General features: G+C 70.8%; 19 protein-coding genes and 1 pseudogene. 12 read left to right on the top strand and 8 right to left on the bottom strand.

The genetic code is table 11. The annotated features are described in order from the left end of the window. Window positions 1-148 (bottom strand): annotated as a pseudogene (locus AB0I49_RS05045) (RNA-directed DNA polymerase); the annotation flags it as partial. Window positions 149-670: 522 nt separating this feature from the next. Then, a complete protein-coding gene (locus tag AB0I49_RS05040; RefSeq protein ID WP_363225426.1) occupies window positions 671-844 on the bottom strand; it encodes a hypothetical protein in 174 nt (57 codons plus the stop codon). Between the two features lie 253 nt (window positions 845-1,097). Between AB0I49_RS05040 and AB0I49_RS05035 the strand changes: the two genes are divergently transcribed. Further along, window positions 1,098-1,949 carry a helix-turn-helix transcriptional regulator gene (locus tag AB0I49_RS05035; RefSeq protein WP_363225425.1) on the top strand — a complete coding sequence of 284 codons (852 nt, stop codon included), beginning with the start codon at window positions 1,098-1,100 and terminating at the stop codon, window positions 1,947-1,949. Window positions 1,950-1,961: 12 nt separating this feature from the next. After that, window positions 1,962-2,153: a hypothetical protein gene (locus AB0I49_RS05030; RefSeq protein WP_363225424.1), complete on the top strand. Its 192-nt coding sequence runs from the start codon at window positions 1,962-1,964 to the stop codon at window positions 2,151-2,153. 60 nt (window positions 2,154-2,213) lie between these two features. Here AB0I49_RS05030 and AB0I49_RS05025 read toward each other — a convergent pair whose 3' ends face one another. After that, a complete protein-coding gene (locus AB0I49_RS05025; RefSeq protein ID WP_363225423.1) occupies window positions 2,214-3,455 on the bottom strand; it encodes an alpha/beta hydrolase-fold protein in 1,242 nt (413 codons plus the stop codon). Window positions 3,456-3,626: 171 nt separating this feature from the next. Between AB0I49_RS05025 and AB0I49_RS05020 the strand changes: the two genes are divergently transcribed. The 3 genes from AB0I49_RS05020 to AB0I49_RS05010 all read left to right on the top strand — a co-directional run bounded on the left by AB0I49_RS05020 (window position 3,627) and on the right by AB0I49_RS05010 (window position 7,533). Continuing rightward, window positions 3,627-5,390 (top strand): phosphatidylglycerol lysyltransferase domain-containing protein, encoded by a 1,764-nt coding sequence (locus tag AB0I49_RS05020; protein WP_363225422.1) that lies wholly within the window; start codon window positions 3,627-3,629, stop codon window positions 5,388-5,390. 176 nt (window positions 5,391-5,566) lie between these two features. Then, on the top strand, window positions 5,567-6,862 hold the full coding sequence (locus tag AB0I49_RS05015) for a sensor domain-containing protein (RefSeq protein ID WP_363225421.1): 1,296 nt from the start codon (window positions 5,567-5,569) through the stop codon (window positions 6,860-6,862). Beyond that, a complete protein-coding gene (locus tag AB0I49_RS05010; protein ID WP_363225420.1) occupies window positions 6,850-7,533 on the top strand; it encodes a response regulator transcription factor in 684 nt (227 codons plus the stop codon). The genes AB0I49_RS05015 and AB0I49_RS05010 overlap by 13 nt, the downstream gene beginning before the upstream one ends. A gap of 36 nt (window positions 7,534-7,569) precedes the next feature. Here AB0I49_RS05010 and AB0I49_RS05005 read toward each other — a convergent pair whose 3' ends face one another. Further along, entirely contained in the window at window positions 7,570-7,713 is a 144-nt protein-coding gene (locus tag AB0I49_RS05005) for a DUF397 domain-containing protein (protein ID WP_363225419.1), read from the bottom strand. Between the two features lie 204 nt (window positions 7,714-7,917). Between AB0I49_RS05005 and AB0I49_RS05000 the strand changes: the two genes are divergently transcribed. Continuing rightward, the gene (locus AB0I49_RS05000; RefSeq protein ID WP_363225418.1) at window positions 7,918-8,820 is read left to right on the top strand and encodes a radical SAM protein; all 903 of its coding nucleotides are present in this window, start codon (window positions 7,918-7,920) and stop codon (window positions 8,818-8,820) included. A 3-nt stretch (window positions 8,821-8,823) separates the two neighbouring features. Further along, on the top strand, window positions 8,824-9,960 hold the full coding sequence (locus AB0I49_RS04995) for a protein-L-isoaspartate(D-aspartate) O-methyltransferase (protein ID WP_363225417.1): 1,137 nt from the start codon (window positions 8,824-8,826) through the stop codon (window positions 9,958-9,960). A gap of 57 nt (window positions 9,961-10,017) precedes the next feature. Here AB0I49_RS04995 and AB0I49_RS04990 read toward each other — a convergent pair whose 3' ends face one another. Next, window positions 10,018-10,464 carry an ATP-binding protein gene (locus AB0I49_RS04990; RefSeq protein ID WP_363225416.1) on the bottom strand — a complete coding sequence of 149 codons (447 nt, stop codon included), beginning with the start codon at window positions 10,462-10,464 and terminating at the stop codon, window positions 10,018-10,020. A 167-nt stretch (window positions 10,465-10,631) separates the two neighbouring features. Here AB0I49_RS04990 and AB0I49_RS04985 point away from each other — a divergent pair, with 167 nt between their 5' ends. The 3 genes from AB0I49_RS04985 (at window position 10,632) to AB0I49_RS04975 (ending at window position 13,447) form a co-directional block, all read left to right on the top strand. Then, window positions 10,632-10,952 (top strand): antibiotic biosynthesis monooxygenase, encoded by a 321-nt coding sequence (locus AB0I49_RS04985; protein ID WP_363225415.1) that lies wholly within the window; start codon window positions 10,632-10,634, stop codon window positions 10,950-10,952. Next, on the top strand, window positions 10,949-12,190 hold the full coding sequence (locus tag AB0I49_RS04980; protein WP_363225414.1) for a helix-turn-helix domain-containing protein: 1,242 nt from the start codon (window positions 10,949-10,951) through the stop codon (window positions 12,188-12,190). The genes AB0I49_RS04985 and AB0I49_RS04980 overlap by 4 nt, the downstream gene beginning before the upstream one ends. A 102-nt stretch (window positions 12,191-12,292) precedes the next feature. Next, on the top strand, window positions 12,293-13,447 hold the full coding sequence (locus tag AB0I49_RS04975; RefSeq protein WP_363225413.1) for a glycoside hydrolase family 88 protein: 1,155 nt from the start codon (window positions 12,293-12,295) through the stop codon (window positions 13,445-13,447). Here AB0I49_RS04975 and AB0I49_RS04970 read toward each other — a convergent pair. Beyond that, window positions 13,437-14,378 carry an NADP-dependent oxidoreductase gene (locus AB0I49_RS04970; protein WP_363225412.1) on the bottom strand — a complete coding sequence of 314 codons (942 nt, stop codon included), beginning with the start codon at window positions 14,376-14,378 and terminating at the stop codon, window positions 13,437-13,439. The genes AB0I49_RS04975 and AB0I49_RS04970 overlap by 11 nt on opposite strands. A 197-nt stretch (window positions 14,379-14,575) precedes the next feature. Here AB0I49_RS04970 and tatA point away from each other — a divergent pair, with 197 nt between their 5' ends. Next, the gene (tatA, locus tag AB0I49_RS04965; protein ID WP_363225411.1) at window positions 14,576-14,875 is read left to right on the top strand and encodes a Sec-independent protein translocase subunit TatA; all 300 of its coding nucleotides are present in this window, start codon (window positions 14,576-14,578) and stop codon (window positions 14,873-14,875) included. Window positions 14,876-14,971: 96 nt separating this feature from the next. Here the strand turns inward: tatA and AB0I49_RS04960 are convergent, their stop codons facing one another. Both AB0I49_RS04960 and AB0I49_RS04955 read right to left on the bottom strand, forming a co-directional pair. Continuing rightward, window positions 14,972-15,397, bottom strand: coding sequence for a hypothetical protein (locus AB0I49_RS04960; RefSeq protein WP_363225410.1), 426 nt, complete (start codon window positions 15,395-15,397; stop codon window positions 14,972-14,974). A gap of 8 nt (window positions 15,398-15,405) precedes the next feature. Continuing rightward, the gene (locus AB0I49_RS04955) at window positions 15,406-15,924 is read right to left on the bottom strand and encodes a SigE family RNA polymerase sigma factor (protein ID WP_363225409.1); all 519 of its coding nucleotides are present in this window, start codon (window positions 15,922-15,924) and stop codon (window positions 15,406-15,408) included. Between the two features lie 259 nt (window positions 15,925-16,183). Here AB0I49_RS04955 and ligD point away from each other — a divergent pair, with 259 nt between their 5' ends. Next, entirely contained in the window at window positions 16,184-17,077 is an 894-nt protein-coding gene (gene ligD, locus AB0I49_RS04950; RefSeq protein WP_363225408.1) for a non-homologous end-joining DNA ligase, read from the top strand. Window positions 17,078-17,293 lie beyond the last annotated feature (216 nt).

The following is a 17,293-nucleotide window of genomic DNA, read 5'->3' as shown; positions in this document are numbered from 1 at the left end:
GAGTCATCGCGCCCTGGTTGGCGTAGATGCGCCCGTAGGCCAGTAGATACAGGTTCGGGTTGAACAACTGCCGATACAGCTCTTCGCACAGCAGGTCGCGCCTGCCGCGTTCACGCAAGACATCAAGTACCGTTTCGGCGTTCTGCATTACGCATACCTCCCAGCATCGTGATGTCCGAGTCACCTGGCCCCCTTCGCCCTGTGAGCGGCTTTCCCGCCCGCCTTGGCAGGTCGTTACTCCTGCGACTACTACGGGGCCTCCGTCACCTTGGGGCTCGCGCCCTTCAGGTGATCCCATGTTCGTCTCTGTTGTACGTGTCTAGCGCGACTTAGGCACCCCACTCATCTCCTTTAATTCCCTCACTGGGAATCAGTCCGCGACCCGAAGGGTGCAATGGATACGCTATTACTCCATCGCAGGATGCGGCACCGGTGACAGATATGTTTCCGGTGGATGCCAGCCTTTTCATCCCTTGGAGATTTGGGTTCAGGCAATTCAGCTTTCGCCATATCACGCGGGTCCCTCAACGCGTCACTTCCATATCTGAACGTGATCGTTGATTTCCTGGCATGCTATTGTCCCCTTCGCCTTTCGGACCCAGGTAAGCCATCGGACCCAAGAACTTCCCTCCAGTTCCTCCCGGTTGGGCCGGGGATACAACAGAGCGCCTCATGGCGCACTGGCGTTGGTGACCAACTCCGAGGCCAACAGGGACAGGTCGTCGCCGAGGCGGGGACGGAGGGCGTCCGGCAGCGATGCGGCGACGGCACACCGGGCCCGCCGTACGGAGGCGGGGTGAGCGGGGAAGCGCCAGTGGGTGGGTACGAGGGGAATCTCGGGCATGGCGAACTCCACGACTGTGTGAGGGGGTTGGGGTCGCCGGTGGCCTACCGTTCTGGTCGCGTGCACACCCGCCCCGGGGCGGACGGGCATGCTCGCGCGGTGCGCTTCCGGCATTGCGGTGTGTAGCTTGCGCAGTACCGACAGTAGGGCACAGGGGGCTATATTTGCCATGCGATTCGCAATAATGGCCTCGCTGCGGTGAACTAGCGTTGGTCGGATCCATGCGGACACCACGCGGCACGGAAGGCACGACATGCCACCAAGGACGATCCTCACCCAACGGCAGAAGCGCCTGGGATATGAGCTGCGCAGGATGCGCACCACGGCTGGCATGTCGGCGGAGTACGCCGCGGGACTCCTCGGCGTCGACCGGAGCAGGATCTCCAACATGGAGTCCGGGCTGCGCGGGATCAGCGCCGAACGGCTGCGTACGCTGGCCTGCAACTGCGACTGCACCGACGAGAAGTACATCGACGCCCTGGCCGCGATGGCGGAGCCGAGCGAAGCAGGATGGTGGGAGCGCTACCGGGGCAGCTTGCCCCAAGGCCTGCTGGACATCTCCGAAACGGAGGCCGGCGCAACGCGTCTACGGGGCGCGAACACCGTGCACGTGCCAGGGATGCTCCAGACATCGGAGCACGCCATGGCCATCTTCCGTGCGGTAGTGCCCCAGCTCCCCGAGCATGAGGTCGCGCTCCGCCTGGCACATCGCTCGGAGCGCCAAGGGGTGATCGTCCGCGACAATCCGGTCCCGTACGTGGCCGTGATCCACGAGGCGGCGCTGCGGATGCAGTTCGGCGGACGGGGCGTCGCCCAGGCGCAGTTGGAGCACCTGCTGGAGGTCTCAGAGCGGGACAACGTCACCGTGCTCGTCCTCCCCTTCAGTCACGGCGCCTTCCCCGGAGCGGGGCAGACGGTCGTCTATGCCGAAGGCCCTGTGCAGCAGCTCGATACCGTGCAGGTGGATAACTCCCACGGCCCTGTCTTCCTGCACGCCGACGGCCAACTCGCGAAATATCGCGCGCAACTCGACCTGTTGGAAGGCTTGGCACTGCCCCCGGAGCGGTCGCGCGACTTCATCCGCCAGATCGCCCAGCAACTCTGAGGAGAAGCCAAGATGGCTGACATCACCTGGGACGCACCCTTCTGCGGCGAGGGCAGCTCCTGCTTCCGCCTCGGTACGGACGCCGCCGGCAACGGCTACATATCCGTCGCCGGCCAAGAGGACCGCTACCTCACCGACTCCCTCGAAGCCCTGCGCACCCTCATCACCGACATCAAGGCCGGCAAAGCCGACCATCTGCTGTAGCCACCGCGGCCCGGCCTTCTGCTCGTACGGGTACGGCTCGTGCGAGCCGTACCCGTACGGTCATGCCCCCGGTGAAGTGCTCGGGCTCGGGCTCTTGCCCGGCTCCTGCTTCTTCTTCGGGGCGTTGTTGACCACGTCCTGCGGGAAGGTCAGCTGCTTGCCCATCCACTCCAGGGCCGGGCCGATCTCGCGGCGCCAGGTGGTGAAGTGGTGGCTGCCCTCTTCGAGGATGATCGCCGACTTGCTCATCGGCGCCTTGATCGCGTCGAGGAACTTCTTCGTCTCGCCGTAGTTCTTCTCGCCCTTCTTGCTGCTGGTGACCAGCACCGAGACGCGCGGCACGGGCATGTTCTTCAGCCGCCAGATGAGGTCGTGCTCGTGCTCCTTCTTCTTGGCCTCCGGGCCGGTGCCGAAGAGGTTGCCGGTGGTGAGGTCGTTGGCGATCTTGTAGTCGCCGGACAGGGAGGCCGCTGCCGGGTAGACGCCGGGCTCGCGCATCGCGAGCTGGAGGGCGCAGGAGCCGCCGGAGGAGTAGCCCATCGCTCCCCAGGCGCTGGGGTCGTGGCCGACCCGGTAGGTCTGCTTGAGCGCCTCGGGCAGGTCCTTGGTGAAGAAGGTCTCGGCCTGCGGGCCGCCCGGCACGTCCACGCACTCGGTGTCGCGCGGCGGGGCGATGGTGGGGCGGATCATCACTATCACCGTCGGCTGCATCTTGTTCGCGTTGATCAGCTCCGACGCGGTCTGCGGAACCTGGAGATGCTGGGCGAGATTCATGATCCCGCCGGGATAGCCGCTGATGACGACGGCCACGGGGAATCGCTGGCGCTGGAACTGTTTCTGGAAATACTGCGGCGGCAGATAGACGAACGCCGGATTGATGGCGTGCGAACGGCGGCCGAGGATCTTCACCGACTGGACCTTGCCGACCTTCTCGGCGGGGCCGTGCGGAATTCCCTTTATCTTGTCGAGGCCCTGCGCCCCGGCCGGCTGCACCAGCCCGTCCTTCGTCGCGCCGACGGTCGCGTACGGGCCGCCCTTGCCCAGGTGGGTGACGTTGACGGGGGCCTTGTCGTACTTGCCGAACAGCTCGTTCCACGTGCCGTAGAACTCGAAATTGGCGTTAACGGCGAGCATGGCGGCGGCCACGATGGCCACCTGCGTCACCGCGATCGACCCCAGCCGGCCCGCCACGGGCAGCGCCCCGCGCTTTGCCAGGCGCGGCCACAGCCACACCGTGAGACCCACACACAGCACGGCGACGAAAATCACCGTGTACAAGAGTGACCGACTGGTCAGCCCCATACGCCTCTCAACTCCCTGCCCCCGGATGTGGGTACTCATGTTCGGTTCCGGCATTGCTCACCGGAGAAGAGGCGGGATACGACCGGCGGGGTTGCTCAGCACCCTGTTCTTACCCTGCTCTTATCCTTCTCTTCCCGAGCCGTTGTCCAACTGCTCATACGCTGAGCCGCTGTGAGACAACGAGTCGCCTCAGTGGCCGGTTACACCTGCCTGCTCATCGGCCTTCTCGACATCGCCTCGGCCATCAGGCCAGGGATGCGCGACGGCCGGATAGCCCGAATCACCCATTATGTTCCGGGGTTCCCCGACTCCCTCGCGCGGGCCACCTCACTCGCCGCGGGGATTCTGCTCGTCATGCTCGCGCGCGGCCTCGCCCGCCGTAAGCTGCGGGCCTGGCGGGCCGCCGTAGTACTGCTCGGGCCCTGCGCGGTGATCCAGTCGCTGCGCCACCACGAGATCATCCCCGCCGTTGTCTCGGCCGCCCTGTGCGGGGTGCTGATCGCGTACCGCAAGGAGTTCTACGCGCTCGGCGACCCCCGCACCCGCATCCGCGCCGTGGGGAACTTCATCCTGCTCGGCCTGTGCAGCGTCGGCCTCGGCCTCGCGATCGTGGGCGTACGGGCGCACGAGGAGAGCAGCGGCGGCAGCATCGGCTTCGCCGACCGGCTGCAGCAGGTCCTGTACGGCATGGCCGGCCTGGACGGCCCCATCAAGTACAGCAGCCCGCGCGTCGCCGACCTGGTCTCCTTCTGCCTCCTCGCGCTCGGCCTGGTCACCGCCTGCACCACCGCCTACCTCGCGCTGCGCCCCGCCCGGCACGGCCTGCCGGACCCGGAGAACGGCGAGGAGAAGCTGCGCGCCCTGCTCGACAAGGACGGCGCCCGCGACTCGCTCGGCTACTTCGCGCTCCGCCGCGACAAGAGCGTCATGTGGTCCCCCACCGGCAAGGCCGCCATCGCCTACCGCGTCGTCTCCGGCGTGGCCCTGGCCAGCGGCGACCCCATCGGCGACTACGAGGCGTGGCCCGGCGCCATCAAGGAGTTCCTGGACCAGTGCGCCAAGCACGCCTGGACGCCCGGCGTGATGGGGTGCAGCGAACTCGGCGGCCAGGTGTGGGTCCGCGAAGGGGGGCTGCACGCGCTGGAGCTGGGCGACGAGGCCATCGTCGACACCAGGACGTTCAGCCTCTCCGGCCGCACCATGCGCAACGTGCGGCAGATGGTCAACCGCATCGAGCGGGCCGGCTACTCCTGCCAGGTCCGGCGCGTACGGGACCTGCCCAAGGCGGAGAAGAAGAAGCTCCGCGAGGACGCCGCCGCCTGGCGCGGCAGCGCCACCGAGCGCGGCTTCTCCATGGCGCTCGGCCGCTTCGGCGCGCCCGGTGACGGCGACTGCGTCGTCGTCACCGCCCACCAGCCGGACGAGAACGGCGCGGACCGCGTACGGGCGCTGCTGCACTTCGTGCCGTGGGGGCCGGACGGCATCTCCCTCGACCTGATGCGCCGCGACCGCACCGCCGAGCCCGGCCTCAACGAACTGCTGATCGTCGCCGCCCTGAAGGCCGCGCCGGGCCTCGGCGTCAACAAGGTCTCGCTGAACTTCGCCGTCTTCCGGGCCGCCCTCGCCCGCGGCGAGAAGCTGGGCGCGGGCCCGGTGCTGCGGGTGTGGCACCGGCTGCTGGTGTTCTCCTCCCGCTGGTTCCAGATCGAGTCGCTGTACCGCTTCAACGCGAAGTTCCAGCCGGTGTGGGAGCCGCGCTTCGTGGTCTACCCGACCAGCCGCGACCTGCCGCGCATCAGCTGGGCCTGCATGCAGGCCGAGGCGTTCGTGGTGCTGCCGCGCCCGGCGGAGCGGCTGCGGCAGTACCTGCGGAGCAAGCCGCGGTACGTGAAGATCCGGCGGGCGCTGCCGATGGCGGGCGTGCAGCGGGGCTGACGCTCCGGTTTTCGGCCGGCCGCCGGTTTCCGGGCCGGCCGCCGGTCACCGGGCCGGCCGCCGGTCACCGGGCCGGCCACCGGTCCCGGACCTGTCTCCCCGCGCCCGGGCCGGGGGTCGGGTTTTCCCTACCGACTCCCGACCCGCGACGTGGATTAATGGGCGGCATGGTCGGCATGGCGAACCCACAGGTCTCCCCGGAGCGGACGGTCGCCGTGTGGCAGGCCATGCGGCGCGGGCCGCGCCGCTTCCTGCTCTCCCTGTGGCTGTGGCGCTGCTGGGCGTACGCGCTCAGCGGCGCGTTCATCGGCGCCGGGGCCCTGCTCACGCTGGCGCTCCTCGTCGCCCTGGGGGTGCTCTTCTCCATCGTCGGCGTGGGCCTGGCGGTGCTGGTGCTCGCCGCGCTGTTCGGCATCCCCGTCGCCGCGGTGGAGCGCCGCCGGCTGCGGCTGGTCGAACCGGCGCCGCTGGAGAACCCGCACGCGCGGCTGCGGGGCGCGGGCGGGGCGCGGCGGCTGGGCGCCCGGCTGCGGGAGCGGGCGACCTGGCGGGAACTGGCCTACATCATCGTGTTCGGCGTGGTCTTCGCGGGCTCGGGCTTCGGCGTCATGCTGGGGCTGCTGTTCTCCGGCATCCTGACCGCGACGCCGCTGCTCGTCGAGTTCACGGAGCCCGACTCCGTGATGATCTTCGGCCGTCCGGTCGGCAGCCCGCTGGAGGCGCTGCCCGTGACCGCCGTCGGCCTCGTGGGGCTCGCCGGATGCGCGTACGGAGCCGGGCTGCTGGCCGGGGCGCAGGTCAGGACGGCGGAGTTCCTGCTGTCGGGCCGGGCCGAGGAGCGGCGCGTGGTAGAGCTGACGCGCTCCCGCGCCCGGCTGGCCGACGCCTTCGAGGCCGAGCGGCGGCGCATCGAACGCGATCTGCACGACGGGGCCCAGCAGCAGCTCGTAGCGCTCTCCATGACGCTGGGGCTGGCCGAGATGGAACTGAACGGCAGCGGCTCCCCCGCCTCCGGCCTGGTGATCCGGGCCCGCGGCGAGGCCCGGCAGGCCCTGTCCCAACTGCGCGACCTGGTGCGCGGCATCCATCCGCAGGTCCTCACCGACCACGGCCTGGACGCGGCCGTGGCGGAGGTCGCGCTGCGCAGCCCGATCCCCGTCACCGTCGACATCGACCTGCCGGGGCGGCTGCCGGGCGCGGTGGAGACGGTCGCGTACTTCACGGTCACCGAGGCGCTGGCCAACGCCGCCAAGCACAGCGGCGCGACGGGGATCACGGTGGCCGGGAGGGTCCGGCGCGGCACGCTCGTCCTGTCCGTCACCGACAATGGCCGCGGCGGGGCCGTCCCGTCCGACGGCACGGGCCTCCAGGGCCTGGCCGACCGCATGGCGATCCTGAAAGGCAGGCTCATGGTGTCCAGTCCGGTGGGCGGCCCGACCGAGCTGCGCGCGGAGGTGCCGTGCTCCGCGTAGTGCTGGCCGAGGACTCCGTACTGCTACGGGCCGGGCTCGTGGAACTGCTGACGCGGGGCGGGCACCGGGTGACGGCCGCGGTCGGCGACGCGGAGGCGCTGGCGCGCGCGGTGGCGGACGCCGCGTTGCCCGACCTCGTGATCACGGACGTTCGGATGCCCCCCGGCCAGCGCGACGAGGGCCTGCGAGCCGCCCTGGAACTCCGCTCCCGCCACCCCGAACTGCCGGTCCTCGTCCTCTCCCAGTACGTGGCCACCGCCTACGCCACCCAGCTCCTCGGCGGCGACGGTCCGGGCGCGGCCGGCCAGCCGGGGGCGGCGGGGCTCGGCTATCTGCTCAAGGACCGGGTGGGCGAGGTCTCCGAGTTCCTCGACGCCATTCGCCGCGTCGCGGCCGGTGAGACGGTCATCGACCCGGAGGTGGTGCGCACCCTGCTCGTACAGCGGACGGCGTCCCGCCCGCTGGGACAGCTGACGCCGCGCGAGCAGGAGGTCCTGACGCTGATGGCGGAGGGCCTCAACAACGTGACGATCGCCCAACGGCTGGGCGTCACCGAGGCGTCCGTCGTCAAGCACTCCGGCAACATCTTCATGAAACTCGACCTGGACCCGGCGGAGGGGAACCGGCGGGTGCTGGCGGTGCTGACCCATTTGCGGGGCGGGCTGGGTTAGGTACGGCTCGGCCGCCGTGTCACGCCGGGCGGAGAGCTACCCGGCCTTGACGGTCCGGACGAACGCCGACCGCGCGGCAGCGGAGAACACGAGGGCGGGCCCGTCGGGACGCAGGGCTGTCGTATCGTCCAGCGCCAGGACCGTCGCCTTGAGGTCAGCACCCTCAGCTTCAGCGGTCATACGCGCGAACTCCCCGATTTTCCGGACAGTTCGTGTTGTCCAACCGTCCCTACTGGTGAAGCTGCTCACGCGTACGGAACGCTGCTCTCAGGTTCGGCAGCCGCGCCGCGAAAGGGGCACGGCTGCCGAGCCGCCGGTCCCACCCCGGAACAGCGACCGAAGGGGAACGCGTTGGCCGCCCTCGACGAGCAAAACTCCGTTGGCGTGACATCGCTCGCGCTGGAGATCACCGGCCAGTGCCAGAACACCTGCCCCCTGCACTGCTATGCCCGGTCGGGGCCGACCGAGGGCCACGGCAGCATGACCCGCGAGGACTGGTTCACGCTCCTGGACCAGGCCGCCGGCCTCGGCATCGCCGCGGTGCAGTACATCGGCGGGGAACCGACCCGCCACCCCTGCCTGCCCCAACTCATCGGCCATGCCGTGTCCCTGGGCATCCGGGTAGAGGTGTTCTCCAACTTGGTCCACATCCGCCCGTCGATGTGGCGCGCGTTCGCACACGCCGGTGTCACCCTCGCCACCTCCTACTACAGCGACGACGCGGCCGAGCACGAGAAGATCACCGGCGGGCGCGGCTCTTACGCCCGTACCAGGGCGAACATCGCCGAAGCCATCCAGCGGGGCATCCCGCTGCGCGTCGGCGTCATCCATGTCCTCGACGGACAGCACACCGCCGGCGCCCTCGCCGAACTGCGGCGGCTCGGTGTCACGGGAGAGATCGGCGTGGACCGGGTGCGCGCCATCGGCAACGGCGGTACCACCGGTCCAGATATCCGCGACCCGGCGGAGCTGTGCGGGCACTGCGGCACGGACCGCGCCGCCGTCAGTCCCGATGGCATCGTCACCCCGTGTGTCATGTCCCGCTGGATGGTCGCCGGAGCTGTCCGGCGGCAGCCCCTCGCCGACATCTTGACCGGGTCGGCGTGGGCGGACCGTATGGCCGCGATCCCACGCGCCACGGGGAACTGCGTGCCGGACACCTGCACCCCCAAAGAAGACTCCTGCCAACCTTCACCGGGCGTGGACCCGTGCGTTCCCAAGGATTCGCCCTGTGGGCCCGGCAAGCCCGCGTGCCTGCCCAAGTTTCCGCACCATCCGGAGGCCTGAGACATGACGCTGCCCGACTGGAAGCCCCACGCCGAGCGCCTGGCGGCCGAGGTCACCCACCCGCAGTCCCGCTGGCGCCCGGCGGTGGCATCGACGCCACGTCATGTCTTCGTGCCCCGCTGGTGGGGGGACGGAGCGGACGGCAGAACGCTGGGCGACGGCGCGAGCGATCCTGAGCGGTGGATGCGCGTCGCCTACAGCAACACCTCTCTCGTCACGCGGGTCGGTCCCCGTCACGCCGACCACGCCGAGCCGGGCGAGAAGGCGGACGGTCTGCCCACGTCCTCTTCCACGCTGCCCTGGCTGGTGGTGCGGATGTACCAGCACGCGAAGATCGCCGACGCCTCCCGTGTCCTCGTGACCGCCGGCTCCGGCTACGGCACCGCGCTGGCCTGCCGCCGACTGGCGGACAGACAGGTCACCAGCATCGACGTAGACCCGTACCTGGTCGCGGCAGCGGCCGAACGGCTCGCCACGATCGGGCTGCGCCCCACTGTCCGGGTCTGCGACATCACCGGCCCGCTCCCGGGCACGTACGACCGCATCGTCTCCACCGTCTCCCTGCCGTCGGTCCCCGCCTCGCTGCTGGCCGCGCTGAACCCCGGCGGCCGTCTGGTCACCACCCTCGCCGGCACCGGTCTGGTCCTCACCGCCGACAAGACCGAGGACGGCGGCGCGGTCGGGCAGATCGAGTGCGAGGGCGCGGGATTCATGAGCGCACGCCATGGCGAGGACTACCCGCCAGACCTGTTCGACGTGGTGGGGGGCTTCGCGGAGAAGGGCGACGGCGAAGAGTCCGTCAGTCCTTACCCCGTCGTCAATGTCCAGCAAGCATGGGAACTGTGGTCGACTTTCTCATTGGAAGTTCCGGGCGTAGAACACCGTTTCCGGCAGGACGACGGCTGCGGAACGGCATGGATGGCCCACCTGGACGGCTCTTGGGCAAAGGCCTCAGCCATGCGGGACGAACCCGCTCGCGTCATCCAGGGAGGCCCCCGCCGCCTGTGGGATGAACTGGACCGTATCCGCCATCGATGGCTCGTGGACGGGCGGCTCAACACCTACGGGGCACGGGCGAGCATCACACCGGACGGCGTGCTGACCCTCTCGCGTGGCGAATGGTCCGTGTCCGTCGGCTGACCGGCCGCACACCAGCAGGGCGATCCGGGGACAACGTGCGCGCCCGAACTGCGTACTTCAGCAGGCTGATGGGACCGGCCACGCCCCGCGCAGCACGAAGGCGACCACCGTGCCGCCGTACACGCTGCACCCCGCCGACCATTCGTCGGCCAGACACTCCACGAGAAACAATCCGCGCCCGTGCACGTCCCCCGCGCCCGGTCTTGCGAGCCGCACCCGGTCCGGGCGGCCGGGGTTGTGCACTTCGACGCGCAGCGAGTCCCCGGCCCGGTACCACTCGACACGGACGCGGCAGGGCGGCACAGCCTCGCCGTAGGTGATCGCGTTGGTGACCAGCTCCGAGACCATCAGGACGCAGTCGTCGAGCGAGCAGGACGGCTCCGACTTCGCTACGAACTCCCGGAACCAGCTACGCGCCGTACTCACGGATCCCGGCTTCGGATACAGCGTCATGCCTCCGAGCCACGCGGGCCGTTCATCGTCGGCACCGGCAGTGCGCTTCATCGCGCCCCCTCGATTCGCACTCGGCGCTTCGGTTACGCCGAGCGACGGAATGAACACGCTATTCGCAGTGTTTCTGCGAGTCAAGGAAACCTGCGACTACCCGCGAAACTCCGCCTCTGACAGGCTTGGTGCGAGCGGAACGAGGGGAACCAGTGAATGGGGAGCGCATGAACGAGAGTTACGGCCTTGTCGTCCGGTTCACGCTGCGCGACGCCGACGCGGCCGCGGCCTTCGACGCTCTCGTCGCCCGGACGCTGGAAGGCATCGAGGCCGCGGAGCCGGGGACGCTTGTCTACGTCAGCCACCGCCTCCACGACGAGCCGCTCACCCGCGTCTTCTACGAGCTGTACGCCGACCGCGCCTCCTTCGACGCCCACGAGCGACAGCCCCACATCCAGCGCTTTCTGGCCGAGCGCGAGCAGTACGTTTCCGAGGTCGAGGTGACCTTCCTCGACGCGGTCGCCGGGAAGGTGCGGGCTCAGCAGTGACGGTGGAGAAGCGGCAGGAGTTCGGGCGCCGGGTGGCCGAGCTGCGCAAACAGCGTGGGCTCACGCAGAAGGAACTCGCCGCCGAGATCGGGCGCACGGCCAGTTGGCTGTCGCAGGTCGAACGCGGCATCCAGCCGGTGATCCGGCTCGACGTGCTGCGGCTGCTCGCCGACGGGCTCGGGATACCGCTTCACGTGCTCCAGCCGGAGGCCCTGCCGCTCACGGGACAGGCCGCGCAGGAGACGGACGAGCCGAACGACCTCGATCAGGCCCGGCTGGTCATCTCCGGCCATCCGGCGCTCGACCTGCTGCTGGGCGCGGAGCGCGGCCCGCTCCCCGCGGCGGACCTTCCCGAACTGCGCGCCGCCGTGGACCGGATCTGGGAGCTCACCCACGCCGACCGTTTCGCCGAACTGGGCGCGGCGCTCGGCCCGTTGATCCCGCGTCTCGAACGCGCTGCCCGGACCGCCCCGGACAAACACCGCGGCGAGCTCCACTCCCTGCTCGCCCGCGCCTATCAGGCCCTGGCCGCCGCCTTCGTTCGGCAGAACGAGGCCGACGCGGCGTGGGTCGCCGCCGACCGGTCCATTCGTGCCGCCGAACTGTCCGACGAACCGCTGACCGCGTTCGTCGGGATCTTCCGGCTCTCGCACGCGTTCGTCACCCTGAACCGCCTCGAACAGGCGGAACACGCCACGGCGGCCGCCATCAGCGCGCTGCGACGCCACGCCGAGCGGGATGGGGCACGCCCCGAGGAGCTGTCCGTGCTCGGCTCGCTCCACCTCGTCCTGGCGCTCGTCCACGCCCGCGCGGGCGAGCGGGCCCCGGCCCGTACGCACATCGGCGAGGCGCGCGCAGTGGCCCGGCGGCTCGGCGAGGACCGCAACGACTTCCATCTGGAGTTCGGCCCGACCAACGTGGAAATCCAGGCCGTGGCCACTGCCGTGGACCTCGGCGATGCGGGCGAGGCGCTCGACATCGGCGCCGGCCTCGACGCCTCCGGGCTGTCCGTGGAGCGCCGCGCCCGCCTCCTGATGGACCTCGGCCGCGCCCACGCGCAGCGCCGGCACTTCGGCGACGCCCTCGACCACCTGCTCCAGGCCGAAGCCCTCGCACCGGAGATGATCCGCGGCCACGTCACCGCCCGCGAGACCATCCGAGAGCTCAGGCTGGTCGCGGGGCGAACGGCGACACCGGAACTGCTCGCCCTCGTGGAGCGGACCGACGCCATGGCATAGGAGGAACAGCTCGGGGATTCCGTAAAGCCGCCGAGTGCACATCCATGGACATGCCAAGCCTCCGCCTTCAGGATGTGGATCCCCGGCCTGTGAGGTGTTCCCGTGGACAGACGGCAACTGCTCGGTTCCGGTGCGGCGTTGGCTGCTTCGCTGGGGCTCGGTGGGATGACGGTTGCGGCTGCGGCGGCCGGGGCGTACGGCGACATTCGCGGGGTGCTGTGTCGTGTGGCCGATCACTGGATCGGGGCGCATGGGGACCCCGGGGACAACGGGTGGGCGCGGGCCACGTTTTTCAGTGGGTTGACGGCGCTGTACCGGCTGACCGGGGAGGAGCGGTATCTCGCGTACGCGCGCGGGTGGGCCGAGAAGCACGCGTACGGGCTCAAGGGCGGCGTCGGCACCCGGCACGCGGACAATCAGTGTGCGGGGCAGGCGTACCTCGATCTGTACGCGGTGGACCGGGATCCGGATCAGATCGAGGCCATCGGGGAATCGGTGCGCCGCATGGCCGCCGGCGGGGAGCAGCCCGGCAAGGACGACGACTGGTGGTGGGACGACGCGCTGCACATGGCCATGCCGCCCTTCGCGCGGATGGGGCTGCTGCACGACGACGCCCCCTACTGGGACAAGCTGCACCGGCTCTACACGCACACCGCGCGGGCCGAGGGCGGGCCGGGGCTGCTCGATCCGGGGAGCGGGCTGTGGTTCCGGGACAAGCGGTTCCTGCCCGGCGGCATCGTCTCCCCCGCCGGCCGGCCCGTCCTGTGGTCGCGCGGCAACGGGTGGGTGGCGGGCGGGCTCGTCAAGACGCTCAAGGCGCTGCCGCGCACGGCCGCGCACGTGCCCGAGTACCGGGCCGCCCTGGTGCGGCTGCTGCGCGCCGCCCGCGCGGTGCAGCGCGCCGACGGGTTCTGGAACGTCAGCCTCGCCGACCCCGACCACTTCCCCGGCCCGGAGACCAGCGGCACGGCCTTCCTCGCCTACGGCACGGCGTACGCGCTGCGGGCCGGGCTCGTGCCCGTACGCGACTTCGAGGCGGTGGCCGCGCGCGCCTGGCACGGGCTCGTCACCGCCGCCGTGCACCCCGACGGGTTCCTCGGCTACGTACAGGGCGCCGGCGACCGGCCCGAGTCCGGTCAGCCCGTCGGCCGCGGGAGCACCGCGGACTTCGGCGTCGGGGCGTTCCTGCTGGCCGGAGTGGAGCTGGCGCTGCTCGCCCGCGGCGGAGAAACCCGCGTCACCCGCGTCACACCCTGATCACCGTCTTGCCGCGCGCCCGGCCGCTCCGGCTCGCCTTGAGCGCGGCCGGGGCCTCCTCCAAGGTCGTCTCGTGCCCTATGAGCACCGTCAGCCGGCCCTCGTCGAGCTCGGTGGCGAGGGTGGAGAGGAGGGCGGAGGACGGGGTGTTCTCGGCGTTGAGGGCGCGTACGCCGTGCGGTTCCAGGGCGGTGGCGTCGGCCGCGCCGATGGTGGAGGCGACCGTTCCGCCCGATCGCACGATCCGGGACAGGCCGGTCAGCGCGGCCGTGTCGTCGACCAGGTCGATGACGATGTCGATGCCGTCGGGGTGCGCCGCGAGCACCTGGTCGGCGACCGGGCCCGTGCTGTGGTCGATGGTCGCGGCCGCGCCGAGGTCGCACATCAGGACGGCGGCGCCCGGCCGGGCCGTGACGGTCACCTCGGCGCCGCGGCCGGACGCGAACTGCGTGGCGAACGTCCCCACGCCGCCCGTCGCGCCGACGATCAGCACCCGGCTCCCCTCCCGTACGCCCGCCTCCTCCACCAGGTTCCACGCGGTCATCCCGGCGGTCGGCAGCGCGGCGGCGGTGATCAGCGTGGCGCGCGAGGGCGCGGGGGCCACGGCCTCCTCGGCGGTCACCGCGAAGTCCGCGTACGAGCCGCCGCCCGCGCCGAGCCGCATGAACTGGCCGAACACCCGGTCGCCCAGTGCGAACCGGTCGGCGCCCGGACCGAGGGCCACCACCTCGCCCGCCCCGTCCACGCCGAGTACGAGCGGGAAGGCGTGCGGCACGGCGTCCCGCAGCATGCCGTCCGCGATCTTCCAGTCGATGGGGTTCAGGGCCGCCACGGCGACGCGCACCAGCACCTCGCCGGGGCCGGGCTCCGGCTGCGGCAGGTCCATGACCTGCGGTTCCGCGCCGAAATCCGTGACCGCGACTGCCCGCATGGTGATCTCCGATTCGTCTCCGCCCAGCCATCTGGTCCCGTTGCGTCCAACCCTCTCCCCACCGCGCCGACGCCGCCACCGCTGGGTCGGAACGGGTGGCTTTGCTCACTCTTGATCGCCCACGCAGTCGCGCAATACGCCAAGCAGGTGATAATGGGGCAGGCCCACGCATCCCCTGCTGAGAGCGAGACCCCACCGTGTTGCGCAACGGACTGGAGCCCTGGCACCTGATCGTCTTGGTCGTGGTGGCCCTCCTGGTGTTCGGATCGAAGAAGCTGCCCGATATCGCCCGCGGCCTCGGAAAGTCCGCGCGCATCCTGAAGTCCGAGGCGCGCGCCATGCGCTCCGAGGACTCGCCGCAGACCTCGCACTCCGAGCCGGCCGCCGCCCCGACCGTCACCCCCGGGCCGCCCGCCGCGGACACCGCTCAGGGGCACCCCGACACCGACCGCGTGCGCACCGCCGCGGAACAGCAGCCGCACCGCCAGTCCGCCTGACCCGCGGTCGGCAGCGCTTCAAGGTTTCACCAGGTCGCCGGACGGTCCCGCCAGACCGGCCGGCGATTTCGCGTGCGGGGCCGGTTGACGACTGATCTACGGGGTGAACAAGCGCTCCGTCGCCGGCTGATTCCCGCCCGGGGGGAACTTCGGCGAGCGCGGGTGGGTGCCCGCCGACGTCCCGTGGGTCTCCGGTCGCCCGGACGGCCCCAGCTCCGGCGGGACCGGAAGGTGCGATTCGATGGATACGCGCGGCGTCGGGCTCGTCGTGTCGGCCGGGGCCATGGGCGGCACCGGCAGCGGATCGCGTTCGGCGCCTCCCGACCGGACCGCGCCCACGGCCATGGTCACCGCGGCCACGACGGCCACCACCCCGGCCGCGGAGAGCGCCGCCCTGCGGCGGCGCAGGCGCCGGCCGCCCTGGACGGCCGCGTCGGTCACGCTGGGCAGCGAAGGCTCCGGCCGCGCGTCGAGGACATCGCGGAAGGCGGCGTGCAGAGCCTCGTCGTCGTGCTCGTCCATACTTCGCCTCACCTGCCGGGCCTCCCCGCCGCTTCGCTGGTCAGGCCCTCGACGATGGTACGGAGCCGGGCCAGCCCGCGGGAGCTCTGGCTCTTGACCGTCCCCGGCGATATCCGCAGCGCCTGCGCGGTCTGCTCCACTGTCCAGTCCTCCCAGAACCGCAGGACCAGCACGGCCCGGTAGCGGGGCGACAGTTCCATCAGGGCCTCTTGCATCATCAGTCGCAACTCCGGTGCGTCCGGCGCGGCGGAGGTCAGGTCGGGCGGCTCACCCACCGGCTCCTCCCGCCAGCACCCTTTGCGTCGCTGGTCGATGAAGGTACGGGCCAGGATGGTACGCGCGTACGCGTCCACGTTGCCGTCCTTGCGGACACGGCCCCACGCCGCGTAGAGCTTCATCAACGCGGCCTGGGTCAGGTCCTGGGCCTGGTGCCAGTCCCCGCACAGCAGGTAGGCGCTGCGCCGGAGCTGCGCCTGCCGCGCCTCGGCGAATTCCCGGAACTCCCGCTCCCGGACCGCTTCCCTCACTACTCGCCGACCCTTCGGTGCTCCGGTCCCCCGCCGCTTCGCTCGTGCGGTGCCCTTTTCTATACATACGGGGCGTGGCGCGCGGAGGTTGCATGGCCCGGCGGAGAGATTTTTCCCGTTACGGCGTGCAACGTGTCCGGGCGCGGTTTTCGTACTCCTCCCACACCGGCAACGCGACGCCGCGACCCCGGCCGCACCCGGCTCCGGGGGCGGGTTTGTCATGTTTGTCATCGGCGCGGCCGGGAAACCCGTAGCCACCGTGGGCACGAAACGGAATGTCGAGATCCAGCGGCCGGAGAAGGTGCTCTTCCCCGAGGACGGCGGCGACGGCATCACCAAGGCCGACCTCGCCGAGCACTATCGTGCGGCCGCCCCGCTGATGCTGCCGCACCTGCGCGGGCGGCCGATCATGATGGAGCGGCACCCCGACGGCATCGGCGGCAAGCCCCTGATGCAGAAGAACGCGCCGGACTACTTCCCCGACTGGGTGCGCCGGGCCGTACTGCCCAAGGAGGGCGGCAAGGTCACGCACGTCGTGTGCGACAACCGGGCGACGCTCCTCTACCTCGCCGACCAGGCGTGCGTCACCCCGCACCGCTGGCTCTCCCGCGCGGACCGGCCCGACCACCCGGACGTACTCGTCTTCGACCTCGACCCGCCCGGCGAAGGCGACTTCGAGGCGGTGCGCTGGGCGGCGCGGCGGGTGTGCGAACTGCTGGACGCCGTACGGCTGCCGACCCGTCTGATGACGACGGGCTCGCGCGGCCTCCATGTCCTCTCGCCGCTCGACCGGCAGTCGGACTTCGATGCCGTACGGGCCTTCGCCCGCGATGTCGCCGAGGAACTGGAGCGCCGGCATCCGGACCGGCTCACGACGGCGGCCCGCAAGGCGGACCGGGGCGGGCGGCTGTATCTGGACACCCAGCGCAACGGTTACGCGCAGACCGCCGTGTCCCCGTATGCAGTACGGGCCCGGCCGGGCGCGCCGGTCGCCGTCCCCATCGCCGCCGCCGAACTCGACGATCCCGAACTGCGCCCCGACCGCTGGACGTTGCGGACCGTGGGCGAGCGTCTGGAGTCCGATCCGTGGTCCGGCGCGCCCTTCAGAGGCCGGTCCTTGCGAGCGGCGGCGGCGCGGCTCGGGAGGGTCTGAAGGCGCAACACGCCGGGTGGCGGCTAGCCTTACGTATCCGTCCTCCTCGGGGACTTTTCCCCGCACTACGGACATAAATCGCACCCGAGACACGTGAAGGACTGCTCCATATGGGCATTCGGAGTCTGCTGCGGAATGCGTTCGGTCGGTCCAAGGCCGACCGGAACGACGGGTCGCCCAAGCCGACCGACGCCGGGTCGGCTGTCGCCGAGGGGG

Source organism: Streptomyces sp. NPDC050617 (genome assembly GCF_040654795.1).
In the GTDB taxonomy this organism is placed as follows: Bacteria; Actinomycetota; Actinomycetes; order Streptomycetales; family Streptomycetaceae; genus Streptomyces.
The sequence above is the reverse complement of the archived record's forward strand: the minus strand, read 5'-3'. Positions and strand labels throughout refer to the sequence as shown.

Bases quoted from the DNA above. Each gene is read 5' to 3' on its own strand.
- AB0I49_RS04990 (WP_363225416.1), bottom strand. From the start codon at position 10,464: ATGAAGCGCACTGCCGGTGCCGACGATGAACGGCCCGCGTGGCTCGGA.
- AB0I49_RS05025 (WP_363225423.1), bottom strand. From the start codon at position 3,455: ATGGGGCTGACCAGTCGGTCACTCTTGTACACGGTGATTTTCGTCGCC.
- AB0I49_RS05005 (WP_363225419.1), bottom strand. From the start codon at position 7,713: ATGACCGCTGAAGCTGAGGGTGCTGACCTCAAGGCGACGGTCCTGGCG.
- AB0I49_RS04995 (WP_363225417.1), top strand. From the start codon at position 8,824: ATGACGCTGCCCGACTGGAAGCCCCACGCCGAGCGCCTGGCGGCCGAG.
- AB0I49_RS04970 (WP_363225412.1), bottom strand. From the start codon at position 14,378: ATGCGGGCAGTCGCGGTCACGGATTTCGGCGCGGAACCGCAGGTCATG.
- AB0I49_RS05015 (WP_363225421.1), top strand. From the start codon at position 5,567: ATGGCGAACCCACAGGTCTCCCCGGAGCGGACGGTCGCCGTGTGGCAG.
- AB0I49_RS05030 (WP_363225424.1), top strand. From the start codon at position 1,962: ATGGCTGACATCACCTGGGACGCACCCTTCTGCGGCGAGGGCAGCTCC.
- AB0I49_RS05035 (WP_363225425.1), top strand. From the start codon at position 1,098: ATGCCACCAAGGACGATCCTCACCCAACGGCAGAAGCGCCTGGGATAT.
- AB0I49_RS04985 (WP_363225415.1), top strand. From the start codon at position 10,632: ATGAACGAGAGTTACGGCCTTGTCGTCCGGTTCACGCTGCGCGACGCC.
- AB0I49_RS04960 (WP_363225410.1), bottom strand. From the start codon at position 15,397: ATGGACGAGCACGACGACGAGGCTCTGCACGCCGCCTTCCGCGATGTC.
- AB0I49_RS05040 (WP_363225426.1), bottom strand. From the start codon at position 844: ATGCCCGAGATTCCCCTCGTACCCACCCACTGGCGCTTCCCCGCTCAC.